The sequence below is a fragment of the Streptomyces lydicamycinicus genome (genome assembly GCF_000829715.2).
In the GTDB taxonomy this organism is placed as follows: domain Bacteria; phylum Actinomycetota; class Actinomycetes; order Streptomycetales; family Streptomycetaceae; genus Streptomyces; species Streptomyces lydicamycinicus.
Genome location: NZ_BBNO01000005.1, coordinates 598125 through 609884, shown reverse-complemented (window position 1 = coordinate 609884; position 11760 = coordinate 598125). Strand labels below are relative to the sequence as shown.

Sequence of the window (11760 nt, the reverse complement as noted above, 5' to 3'; positions counted from 1 at the left end):
CCCTCCCGAAGGAGGTTCATCGTTCGACTTGCATGTGTTAAGCACGCCGCCAGCGTTCGTCCTGAGCCAGGATCAAACTCTCCGTGAATGTTTACCCGTAATCGGGTGAAACACACACGAGAGCGGAACAACCAGACGGAATAGGTCCGGTCGTTCACAGCGTCCTCGCTGTGTGTGCCATCCGCACCACATGGGCGGGATGGGCTTTTCAAAGGAACCTCATCCTCCGGATGTTTCCGGTGGACGGGGTATCAACATATCTGGCGTTGACTTTTGGCACGCTGTTGAGTTCTCAAGGAACGGACGCTTCCTTTGTGCCTGTTTCACCAGGCTCTCCGGGCGCTTCCCTTCGGTCTTGCGTTTCCGACTCTATCAGATCCTTGCGGGCCCGATTTTCGCCGGTGCGTTTCCGCCTTTCGGCTTCTTCGCGTTTCCAACCTTACCAGATCCGTTTCCGTCTCTGGCGCCCTGCTGGAGCGGGCTCGGCCGTTTGGCTTTCGCTTTTCGGCCTTTCCGACTCTAACAGATCCGTTTCGGTCCGTTGCCGGTCCGAATTCGTTTCCGAATCCCCGTCGGAAGGGGTTTGCCTTTTGGCTTTTCCGACTTTATCAGAAGGCGTTCGGCCGAATTGATCGGCCGGGGCTTCCGGTAAGTGGTCGGTTGCGCTTCGCCGAATTGAAATTCCGGCCGAAGCGGAGAAGAGACTAACCGTCGCGGAGGAACTTGTCCAGTTCGTTGCAACCGTTCAAATCTACCTCCCCCTGCCGCCTGTGTCAACGGGCGTTGGGGGCGAAGAGGAGATTAGCAGGTCAGCGGGGCTCGATGCACATCACGCGGCGGTCGGCAGGGCGGCTTCGCGGTCGGCGAGGTCGACGTCGCCGGTCGCTCCGGCGCGGACGGCGCGACCGCCCAGGACGTAGACGTACAGGAGGAAGGCCAGTTCGGCGGCGATGCCGATGCCGATGCGGGCCCAGGTGGGGAGGCCGGAAGGGGTGACGAATCCTTCGAGGGCGCCGGATATGAAGAGGACGGCGGCGAGTCCGATGGCGACGCCGAGGGCGGAGCGGCCTTCCTCGGCGAGGGCCGTACGGCGGGTGCGCGGGCCGGGGTCGATAAGGGTCCAGCCCAGACGAAGGCCGATGCCGGCGGCGACAAAGACGGCGGTCAGTTCGAGGAGGCCGTGCGGGAGGATCAAGCCGAGGAAGGTGTCGAGGCGGCCCGCGGAGGACATCAGGCCGATGCCGACGCCGAGGTTGAGCATGTTCTGGAAGAGGATCCACAGGACGGGGAGGCCTGCGAAGGCGCCGAGGACGAGGCACAGGGCGACGGCCTGGGCGTTGTTCGTCCATACCTGGGCGGCGAAGGACGCGGCGGGATGGCTGGAGTAGTAGGTCTCGTACTGGCCCCCGGGGCGGGTCATGTCGCGGAGGTCCTCCGGGGCGCCGATGGCTGCCTGGACCTCGGGGTGTGCGGCTATCCACCAGCCCATGAGGGCGGCGACCACCATGGAGAGGATCGCGGTGGGGATCCACCAGTGGCGGAGGCGGTAGACGGCTGCTGGGAAGGCCGTGGTGAAGAAGCGGGCGGTGTCGCGCCAGGAGGCCTTGCGGGCACCGGTGACCGTACTGCGGGCGCGGGCCACGAGGGACGTGAGGCGGCTGGTCAGCGCGGGGTCGGGGGCGCTGGAGAGGAGCAGGGAGAGGTGTGTGGTGGTGCGTTGGTAGAGGGCGACCAGTTCGTCGGCCTCGGCTCCTGTGAGGCGGCGTTTGCGGCCCAGCAGTGTTTCGAGACGGTCCCATTCGGCGCTGTGGGCCGTGATGAAGACATCGAGGTCCATAGGGTGTCGCTCCTCGCAGCGCCGTGGGTGAGTGCCGGGTCAGCTTGGCAGACTGGCCGTGCCCGGCGTGGGGTGGGCGGGATTTCGGGGATCGAGAGGGAGTGGGGCGCGGCGTGAGTGAACTCGTCACGGGTGAAGCGGTGGTGCTCGGGCTGCGGCCGGCCAGGCTGCCGAGCCGAGGGCTGGCGGTGGCGGTCGATGTGGCCGTGGCCTGGGTGACCTACATCGGCATCTCGCTGATCCTGGTGAGCGCGACCTCGTCCATGGACAGTGCGGCGGTGGCGGCCGTGTCGGTGGCGGCGTTCGTGCTGGTGCAGGTCGGGATCCCGATCGTCATCGAGACGCTGAGTCAGGGCCGGTCGCTGGGAAAGCTGATCTGTGGGCTGCGGGTCGTACGGGAAGACGGCGGCCCGATCCGGTTCCGGCATGCGTTGGTGCGCGGGGCCATGGGGGCCATCGAGATCGTGATGACGATGGGGGTGGTGGCGGCCATTGCGTCGTTGGTGTCGGCGCGTGGGCGTCGGCTGGGTGATGTGTTCGCCGGGACGCTGGTCATACGGGAGCGGATGCCCGTGGCGGAGGCCGGAACGGCACTGCCGCCACCGCCTCCGTGGCTGGTGGCGGAGCTCGGTGCGCTGGACCTTTCGCGGGTGCCCGAGGGGTGGTGGCTGACGGTGCGGCAGTACCTGGCGCGGATGGGACAGCTGGATCCGCAGGTCGGCGGGCCGATGGCGGGGCGGCTGGCGGAGGACTTGCGCGGGTTCACCGGGGTGCCGGCGCCTGAGGGGGTGCATCCGGCGGCGTATCTCGCGGCGGTCGCCGGGGAACGGCAGGCGCGGGAGTCTCGGCGGGCGTTCGGGACGTCGGCGTCGTCGGCGGTGGCCGGGCCGACGGGAGCTGTCGGGGCTGCGCCTGTGGGGTGGGGAGAGGCTGCTCCCGGTGGGCTACCTGGCGCCGGTGGTGACGGGACCTGGGCCGGTGGGCCGTGGCCGTCGGGCGGGCCCATGGAGACGCCGGCGGATGTCGTGACCTCCGGGGGCGGGCATGGGGCGCCGCCGGAGGGCGGGGCTTGGGCTTCGCCCGGGGGTGGGGCCGCGGCTCCTGAGAACGGGGCCGGGGCCGGGAGGACGCGTGGTGCCGGTGCGGGGTCAGTGGGGGCGCCGGTGCGGGGGCGTGCGGGTAACGCGGGGGATGGTGGCGGAGGGCGGCCGCCACGTACGGGGTTTGCGCCGCCGGTGTAAGGCGGCCGGGGGCGTGGCGGGGTGTGCTGGGCTCGGCTTGCGGTGACGGGTCCGTCCGGCTTTCGCGTGCGTGCCGGTGGTGAGCGGATACGGCACGGTGTGCCTGACCTGGGCGTTGTGATGCAGCCACGAGGTGTGGGTGCAGCGGCTGCGTGAGACGGGGCGAGCGCCGGGGCCATGGCAGCCGTGGGGCATCCGCGTAGCCCGTGGCTGTGAGGCGCGAGAGCGGGCTGCCGCCGCGCTGACCGTCCCATGTTCGGCGGGCCGCAGCTGCGGGCGGCGACGGGGGGCCGAGCGGCGGGCGATGCGTCGAGGTCAGGCGGTGTGACGCGTCGGGGATCACGTGACACGTCGGGGCTCAGAGGTCGCGCGTCCGGTGCAGGGTGAGCCGATCGCCGGGTGGCCGTGGCGTGCGGGCGCGTGCGGCCAGAGTGTGCCCGCAGTCGGACACCGCAGGCCTTGCGCGCGGGGCTGGGGACGTCGCCCCGGCACTCAGGCTCTGCGCCCCCGGGATGTGGGCGTTGGCGCCAGCTGCGTGACGCCGCGCGCGGGGAGACGCGGCCGGCGGAGCGGGGCGGGCGGGTCAGGAGAAGGTCGACGGTGGGGACTCGAGGGATTCGAGTTCGATGCCGGGGGCGGACAGGACCACGTCGCCGGCGATGTGGACGGTGTGCTGTTCGCCGGTTTCCAGGTCGTTGACCTGGTATTCGTCGGCGATGAGCGGGGCGTTGTCAGTGGCGTGTGGTGTGCTTTTCAGCAGGGCCCAGGACTGGTCGAGCGTGCGGGGGGCGAGGACGGGGGGTGTGAAGGCGACGAGGCGGGTGCGGACGGCGCCGGCGCCGAGGGCGGGGCGCAGCAAGCGGGCGGTGGCGATGAGGAACGCGGGGGACGCGCCGGTGAAGGCGTGGGCGGGGACGTTGCCTTCGGTGGCGTGCTCACCGGTCGGGTCGGTGCGTACCCAGGTGACGCCGTCCAGGGCGGCGCCGCGGACCTGCCAGGCGGAGGCGTGCAGTTCGAGGCGGATGGGGCGGCCGAGTTCGTCGAGGGTGAGGTCGACGGAGCCGGTGTGGTCGCCGGAGGGGTTGACGATCTGGGAGACATAGCGCCAGCCGGAGGGGCCGGTGGCGCAGTGGAAGTGCTCTTCACCCAGGGGGGTGTGATCGTGCGGGTCGTGGAGGGAGTAGTGGCCGCGGGGCATCGGGGGCAGTCCTTCGGCCGGCGACGGGCCGGTGCGTTGGGGATGGCGGGTCTGTATGGAGACCTTATGGGCCAGGCCCCCGCCGTGGAGGGCGAGGGCCTGGTGTCACCGGCTGCTGTGGGTGAGCACCAGCTGGTCAGGGGAGCTGACCGGCCGGTGATCGCCGCTGGATCAGTAGCGGTAGTGGTCGGGCTTGTACGGGCCCTCGACCTGGACGCCGATGTAGGCGGCCTGCTCGGGGCGCAGCTCGGTGAGCTTGACGCCGAGCGCGTCGAGGTGGAGCCGGGCGACCTTCTCGTCGAGGTGCTTGGGCAGCACGTAGACGTCGGTCGGGTACTCCGCGGGCTTGGTGAAGAGCTCGATCTGGGCCAGCGTCTGGTCCGCGAACGAGTTGGACATCACGAAGGAGGGGTGACCGGTGGCGTTGCCCAGGTTGAGCAGACGGCCCTCGGACAGCACGATCAGAACCTTGCCGTCCGGGTGGGTCCAGGTGTGCACCTGCGGCTTGACCTCGTCCTTGACGATGCCCTCGATCTGGGCCAGACCGGCCATGTCGATCTCGTTGTCGAAGTGACCGATGTTGCCGACGATCGCCTGGTGCTTCATCCGGGCCATGTCGGACGCCATGATGATGTCCTTGTTGCCCGTGGTGGTGATGAAGATGTCGGCGGTCTCGACCACGTCCTCCAGGGTGGTGACCTGGTAGCCGTCCATCGCCGCCTGAAGGGCGCAGATCGGGTCGATCTCGGTGATGATGACGCGGGCGCCCTGGCCGCGCAGCGACTCCGCGCAGCCCTTGCCGACGTCGCCGTAGCCGCAGACCACGGCGGTCTTGCCGCCGATGAGGACGTCGGTGGCGCGGTTGATGCCGTCGATCAGGGAGTGGCGGCAGCCGTACTTGTTGTCGAACTTCGACTTCGTCACGGCGTCGTTCACGTTGATCGCCGGGAAGAGCAGGTCGCCGTCGCGGTGCATCTCGTAGAGACGGTGCACGCCGGTGGTGGTCTCCTCGGTGACACCGCGGATCTCGGAGGACAGGTTCGTCCACTTCTGGGGGGACTCCGCCAGCGTGCGGGTCAGCAGCTCCAGGATGGCGCGGTGCTCGTCGCTCTCCGCGGTCTCGATCGCGGGGACCTTGCCGGCCTTCTCGTACTCAACGCCCTTGTGGACCAGGAGGGTGGCGTCGCCACCGTCGTCGAGGATCATGTTCGGGCCGCCGGTGGGCGAGTTGGGCCAGGTCAGCGCCTGCTCCGTGCACCACCAGTACTCCTCCAGGGTCTCGCCCTTCCAGGCGAAGACCGGGATGCCCTGGGGCGCGTCGGGCGTGCCGTTCGGGCCCACCGCGATGGCCGCGGCGGCGTGGTCCTGGGTGGAGAAGATGTTGCAGGAGGCCCAGCGGACCTCGGCGCCCAGCGCGGCCAGGGTCTCGATCAGGACCGCGGTCTGCACGGTCATGTGCAGGGAACCGGTGATGCGGGCACCGGCCAGCGGCTGGGCGGCGGCGTACTCCTTGCGGATCGCCATCAGACCGGGCATCTCATGCTCGGCGAGGGTGATCTCCTTGCGGCCGAAAGCGGCGAGGGACAGGTCGGCGACCTTGAAGTCCTGGCCGGTGGCTGCTGTCGTCATGCGGGCTGCTCCTCGAGCGTCGAGGTGGATGGGCGGGCAGTCTGCGGCGCGGGCTGGGGTCCCCCCAGCTATCACTGGGGGAGTTCGAGCGTACGCGGAAGCGGACGCACCTCTCCCCCTGGCCACAGCGCAGTCCGTCGGAGGCCCTCTCTCCCTCGGCCGGTCCGCGGTGCGGGCCGCCCGACCGCCATCAGCAGCGACGTCTGGCACTGGTCACGAATCTACACCGATCGACCCCGTGAACCACAGCCCGGAGGGGCCGGTCCGGTGCGGTCCCGGCCAAGGAGCGGCGCGGGGACGGCCGGTGGTTCTTGGGGTCCGGAGGGCCGGCGACCGGCGTTCCGGAGGCCGCGGAGGGCGGCGTCGGAGGGGTTTGCGGGCGCCGTGCCGTCATGCAGGATGCCTGGAGCGCGGACCACTGGCACGACCGCGCGCACGTTCGTAAGGAGAGCCACGTGACCACCAGTCCAGCTGAGCCCCTCAAGGGCACGGGGACGAGCGGGCAGGGGCTGAAGCTGCTCGCAGTGACCGCCTGCCCGACCGGTATCGCCCACACGTACATGGCCGCGGAGAAGCTGGCCCAGGCGGCCCGGTCCCTCGGGCACGAGATCAAGGTGGAGACGCAGGGCTCCATCGGGGCTGAGAATCTTCTCTCTGACAACGATGTCAGAGAGGCGGACGCCATCATCATCGCCGCCGACAAGGACGTCGACCGCAGCCGGTTCGTCGGCAAGCGGGTCCTGGCGGTCGGGGTCGCCGAGGGCATTCGCCACCCCGAGGAGCTGATGGAGCGGGTGCGGAGCGCGCCGGTGTACGGGCGCGCGGAGGGCGACGGGGCCGGTACGGATTCCCAGGCCGCGCCGGCTCCCGGGGGCCCTGGTAGCGGCAAGGAACGCAGCGTCGCGTACAAGGCGCTGATGAACGGCGTCAGTTACATGATCCCGTTCGTGGTGGTCGGCGGTCTGCTGATCGCGATCTCGCTGGCGCTGGGCGGGCATCCGCAGGCGGACGGCGGTCTGGTCATCCCCGACGGTTCGTTCTGGAAGCACGTCAACGACATCGGCGTCATCGGCTTCACGCTGATGGTGCCGGTCCTGTCCGGCTATATCGCCTACGCGATCGGCGACCGGCCCGCGCTGGTGCCGGGCATGATCGGCGGCTGGATCGCCAACACCGGCTCGCTGTACGACTCCAAGGCGGGTGCGGGCTTCATCGGCGCGATCGTCACCGGCTTCCTGGCCGGCTATCTGGTGCAGTGGATCAAGAAGGTGGAGGTCCCCGAGTTCGCCCGGCCGATCATGCCGATCATCGTGATCCCGATCGTGGCGACTACGGTGCTCGGGCTCTTCTTCATCTACGTGATCGGCAAGCCCATCTCCTGGGTCTTCACGCATCTCACCGACTGGCTCGGCGGGATGACCGGGTCCAGCGCGATTCTGCTCGGCGCGCTCCTCGGCCTCATGATCGCGTTCGATATGGGCGGTCCGGTCAACAAGACCGCGTTCCTGTTCGGTGCGGGGCTGATCGCGTCCGGCCACCAGGCCGTGATGGGCATGTGTGCCGCGGCGATCCCGGTGATGCCGCTCGGCCAGGGGCTGGCCACGCTGGTCCGCCGCCGCCTGTACTCCGAGCAGGAGCGCGAGACGGGTATGGCGGCGCTGTTCATGGGGCTCTTCGGGATCTCGGAGGGCGCGATTCCGTTCGCCGCGGCGCGGCCCGCGCAGGTCATACCGGCGAACATGCTCGGTGGTGCGGTGGCCGGTGCCCTCGCGGGGACGATCGGGGTGACGGACGCGGTGCCGCACGGCGGACCGATCGTGGCGGTGCTGGGCGCGGTTGGCGGAGTGCCGGCGTTCTTCCTCGCCGTAGTGGCGGGCTCGATGGTCACGGCGCTGACGACGGTGATGCTGGTGGATGTTGCGGAGCGGCGGAAGGGTGGTGCGGAGCCGGTCGAGGCCGAGGTAGGCATGGGCGGTGGAGCCGGTGGCGGTGGCGGTGCCGGCGGTGGTGGCGGTGCCGGGGTGGCGTCGCGGACGGCCGCGGCGGCTGATTCCGTTCCTGCGCCCGCCGGCGGTTCGGGGCAGGACGCGGGCGGCAGGGGCGGGGACACCGTCGGTGCCGATGGGGACGTTGGCGCAGATGGCGAGGTTGGCGCTGATGGCAACGTTGGCGCCGATGGCAACGATGTCAGCAACGAGGGCGCTGGTGGCGATGACGCCCGCGGTCCCGAGGTGCTCTCCGGCTACCTCACTAGGCAGACCGTCAAGACGCAGCTCGTCGCCGACGAGAAGGAGGCGGCGGTCCGCGAGATGGCCGAGCTGGTGGCCACTGCCGGCAAGGTGGCGGACGTCGACGAGTTGGTCCGGGTGGCGCTGGCCCGTGAGGCGCAGGGCACGACCGGGCTCGGTGAGGAGATCGCCATCCCGCACGCCAAGACGGACGCCGTGACCGCTCCGGTCGTCGGCTTCGCACGGTCGGCGGACGGTATCGAGTGGGGTTCGCTCGACGGCACACGCGCCAGGCTGGTCTTCCTGATCGCGGTGCCGGAGGCGGCGGCCGGGGACGAGCATCTGCGCATCCTGGCGCTGCTGTCGCGGAAGCTGATGGACGCGGACTTCCGGGCCCGGCTGCAGGGCGCGGAGGGCGAGACGGGGATTCTGCGCGTTCTCGGGGAGATCCAGTAGTGGCCGGGAAGCCAGTAACGGCCGGGAATCCAGTGGTTGCCAGGGAGATCCAGTAGGGCGGGGGCGAACGCATCCCGTAGGGATGGTGCGGGCCCCCTCGGGGCCCACAACGTGGTGGGCCGGGGGCGGTATTCCCGTGCTGCCATCCCCGTGCTGCCATCCCCGTGGCGCCATCCCCGGGGGCGGTTTTCCCGTGGCGCCATTCCCGTGGCGCCCAGTACTCCCCGGGGCTCGCAGTACTCCCCGGGGAGCGCAGCGTGATCGATGGGACGGGGACCGAGCGGCCGGGCGAGGCTCGGCTCCTACGCGAGGCCCCGTAGACGCCCACGAGTAGCCGCCTGGCGAGGCTCGGCTCCTACGGCGGGGGCCCTACGCGCCCCACGAGTACGGCGGACGCCTCACCTGTCCCCGGAGCGCGGCGGAGGCATCCGCACTCGTGGGAGACAGCGAAGGCCCCCGCACCCATGGAAAGTGCGGAGGCCTTGCCGCGTTCTGTGGCGGCGGGGGGCGGCGGTTGGGCCTGCGGTGAGTAAGCGGCCCGCTGGGGCTGGAGGCCCAGCGGCCCCGTGCGGCTGGGGGGCTCAGCGGCCCCGCAGGCCCGCGGGACCTAGCCCCCGGTCTTCAGCCGCCCAGCACCCGGCGCCCACCACCAGCCGCCCAGCAGCCCCCGCCGGTCACCCGGCCACCCGATCACCAGGCCACCCGGCCCGCGCCCCGGCTGCCGGAACAGCTCACTGCCCGCCGGGCGTCTTTGACGGATCCGTGCCCGCGGCCGCTGTGGCCTCGTTGTAGATGTCCGGTTCCAGGTAGATGACGCGGGCGATCGGGACGGCCTCGCGGATGCGGGCCTCGGCGGCGTTGATGGCGTTGGCGATCTCCGTGGCGGTGTCGTCGTGCTGTACCGCGATCTTGGCGGCGACCAGCAGTTCGTCGGGGCCGAGGTGGAGCGTGCGCATGTGGATGACGCGGGTGACGACCGTGCCGTCGACGACCGCGGCGCGGATCTTGGCGACCTGCTCGGGGCCGGCCGCCTCGCCCAGCAGCAGCGACTTGGTCTCCGCGGCCAGGACCAGGGCGATCAGCACCAGCAGCGCGCCGATGCACATGGTGCCGATGCCGTCCCAGATGCCGTCGCCGGTGGCGATGGTCAGGCCGACGCCGCCCAGCGCCAGGACCAGACCGACCAAGGCGCCGAAGTCCTCCAGCAGCACGACCGGCAGCTCGGGGGCCTTGGCGCGGCGGACGAACTGGGCCCAGGTCTGCTTGCCGCGCAGCTCGTTGGACTCCTTGATGGCCGTACGGAAGGAGAAGCCCTCGGCGATGATCGCGAAGACCAGGACGCCGACCGGCCAGTACCAGTTGTCCAGCTCGTGCGGGTCGTGGATCTTCTCGTAGCCCTCGTAGAGGGCGAAGACGCCGCCGATGGTGAACAGGACGATGGAGACCAGGAAGCCGTAGATGTAGCGCTCGCGGCCGTAGCCGAAGGGGTGCTCGGCGGTTGCCGCGCGCTTCGCCTTCTTGCCGCCGAGCAGCAGCAGGCCCTGGTTGCCGGAGTCCGCGATGGAGTGCACGCCTTCCGCCAGCATCGAGGACGAGCCGCTGAAGGCGAAGGCCACGAACTTCGCTGCGGCGATCGCCAGGTTGGCGCCCAGCGCCGCAACGATCGCCTTTGTCCCGCCTGATGCGCTCATAGGTGCCGCATACCCCTTCCGTCGTCCGGGCTTTACCGCCCCTTTAATGCTGTGCGGCGGTCATTGTTGCAGCCCGGCCCGGGGCAGTGACCAGGAGGCCACCTGGCGGACGGTTTCCGGCCGCCGGGACGAGTCTGCCGGTGGCGCTCCCCCGGCCGCCGCACCCTGGCCGGCGGGCCGGGGCACGCCGGGCGGCGCGAGCCGGACCGGGGCCGGACGCGGGCCGGACGGGATGGCGCCGAGACCGCTACGCCACCACCGTCGCGCGGAACAGCGTGCCGTCTCCGGAGAGCGTGATCCGCTCGCCGGCAGGTACGAACACGGACTCGCCGGGCGCCAGGGCCAGCCCGGCACCCTCACCGGCCCCGGCCCCCGCCTCCGCATCGGCCTCCCGCAGCCGCACGGTGCCCGCCGTGCACAGCAGGATCTGCGGCGTCCGGGAGGGGAGCGCGTGCGGTGCGGCGCCGGGGGCCGCCACGAAGCGGGAGAGCCGGAACTCGTCGATGGGGGTCTCGTAGACCTCCTCGCCGTTGACGTCCTCGGGGCGCAGCACGCCCGCGTCACCGGCCTCGAAGCGCACCACCCGCAGCAGCTCCGGGACGTCCACGTGCTTGGGGGTCAGTCCGCAGCGCAGCACGTTGTCGGAGTTGGCCATCAGCTCGACCCCGAGCCCGCCGAGGTAGGCGTGCGGGATGCCGGCGCCGAGGAACAGCGCCTCGCCGGGCTGGAGTTGGACGTGGTTGAGCAGCATGGCGGCGAGGACGCCGGGGTCGCCCGGGTAGTGGTGTGCGAGGACGGCGTAGGCGGCGTAGGCGTCGGCGTGCGGTCCGCCCTCGGCGGCCAGCCGGTCGGCGGCGACGGAGGCGCGCTCGACGGTGCCGGCGATCGCGTGGTGTTCGGCGCCGAGTACGGCGGTGAGCACCTCGCGCAGTGCGTCCTCCTCGGGGCTGGCGCGCAGGATGTCGACGTACGGCTTGAGGTCGTCGACGCCCAGGCCCTCCAGGAGGTCCGCGGCCTGTGCCGGGTGCCGGAAGCCGCACAGACCGTCGAACGGGGTGAGCGCGACGATCAGCTCGGGCTTGTGGTTGGTGTCCTTGTAGTTGCGGTGGCCGGCGTCGATCGGGATGCCGCGCCGCTCCTCGTCGGCGAAGCCTTCGGCGGCCTGCGCCCGGTCGGGGTGGACCTGGAGGGAGAGCGGGGAGCCGGCCGCGAGCAGCTTGAGGAGGAAGGGCAGCCGGGGGCCGAAGGCGCGGACGGTGTCGGCGCCCAGTTCGGCCTCGGGGGCGGCGTCGATCACCTCGGCCAGGGAGACCGGGCCGGCACCGCGGTCGATACGGGAGGGGGCGCCGGGGTGGGCGCCCAGCCACATCTCGGCCTGGGGTTCGCCGGTCGGCGCGGTGCCCAGGAGCTCCGGGAGGGCGGTGGTGGAGCCCCAGGCGTAGGGGCGCACGGTATTGGCGAGGCGGTCCATGGGGCGGCT

At 70.9% G+C, this 11760-nt stretch carries 7 protein-coding genes and 1 rRNA gene; 2 read left to right on the top strand and 6 right to left on the bottom strand.

What is annotated here, in order from left to right:
• Together TU31_RS20345 and TU31_RS20340 are read right to left on the bottom strand one after the other, a co-directional pair.
• Nucleotides 1-88 (bottom strand): 16S ribosomal RNA (locus TU31_RS20345); the annotation flags it as partial.
• 741 nt (nucleotides 89-829) lie between these two features.
• A complete protein-coding gene (locus TU31_RS20340; RefSeq protein WP_042156570.1) occupies nucleotides 830-1837 on the bottom strand; it encodes a stage II sporulation protein M in 1008 nt (335 codons plus the stop codon).
• Nucleotides 1838-1950: 113 nt separating this feature from the next.
• Here TU31_RS20340 and TU31_RS20335 point away from each other — a divergent pair, with 113 nt between their 5' ends.
• A complete protein-coding gene (locus TU31_RS20335; protein ID WP_042156568.1) occupies nucleotides 1951-3078 on the top strand; it encodes an RDD family protein in 1128 nt (375 codons plus the stop codon).
• A 583-nt stretch (nucleotides 3079-3661) separates the two neighbouring features.
• On the opposite strand, the gene TU31_RS20330 is transcribed toward TU31_RS20335, so the two are convergent.
• Nucleotides 3662-4276, bottom strand: coding sequence for a hypothetical protein (locus TU31_RS20330; RefSeq protein WP_042156566.1), 615 nt, complete (start codon nucleotides 4274-4276; stop codon nucleotides 3662-3664).
• 171 nt (nucleotides 4277-4447) lie between these two features.
• The gene (gene ahcY, locus TU31_RS20325; RefSeq protein WP_042156564.1) at nucleotides 4448-5905 is read right to left on the bottom strand and encodes an adenosylhomocysteinase; all 1458 of its coding nucleotides are present in this window, start codon (nucleotides 5903-5905) and stop codon (nucleotides 4448-4450) included.
• Nucleotides 5906-6429: 524 nt separating this feature from the next.
• On the opposite strand from ahcY, the gene TU31_RS20320 reads away from it, so the two are divergent.
• On the top strand, nucleotides 6430-8589 hold the full coding sequence (locus TU31_RS20320) for a fructose-specific PTS transporter subunit EIIC (protein WP_370682749.1): 2160 nt from the start codon (nucleotides 6430-6432) through the stop codon (nucleotides 8587-8589).
• A 731-nt stretch (nucleotides 8590-9320) separates the two neighbouring features.
• Here the strand turns inward: TU31_RS20320 and TU31_RS20315 are convergent.
• On the bottom strand, nucleotides 9321-10280 hold the full coding sequence (locus TU31_RS20315) for a cation diffusion facilitator family transporter (RefSeq protein WP_042156560.1): 960 nt from the start codon (nucleotides 10278-10280) through the stop codon (nucleotides 9321-9323).
• A gap of 247 nt (nucleotides 10281-10527) precedes the next feature.
• The gene (manA, locus tag TU31_RS20310; protein WP_042156558.1) at nucleotides 10528-11751 is read right to left on the bottom strand and encodes a mannose-6-phosphate isomerase, class I; all 1224 of its coding nucleotides are present in this window, start codon (nucleotides 11749-11751) and stop codon (nucleotides 10528-10530) included.
• Between the last annotated feature and the right edge of the window lie 9 nt (nucleotides 11752-11760).

Coding starts and splice junctions, on each gene's coding strand:
- TU31_RS20340 (WP_042156570.1), bottom strand. CDS start 1,837: ATGGACCTCGATGTCTTCATCACGGCCCACAGCGCCGAATGGGACCGT.
- TU31_RS20330 (WP_042156566.1), bottom strand. CDS start 4,276: ATGCCCCGCGGCCACTACTCCCTCCACGACCCGCACGATCACACCCCC.
- ahcY (WP_042156564.1), bottom strand. CDS start 5,905: ATGACGACAGCAGCCACCGGCCAGGACTTCAAGGTCGCCGACCTGTCC.
- TU31_RS20315 (WP_042156560.1), bottom strand. CDS start 10,280: ATGAGCGCATCAGGCGGGACAAAGGCGATCGTTGCGGCGCTGGGCGCC.
- manA (WP_042156558.1), bottom strand. CDS start 11,751: ATGGACCGCCTCGCCAATACCGTGCGCCCCTACGCCTGGGGCTCCACC.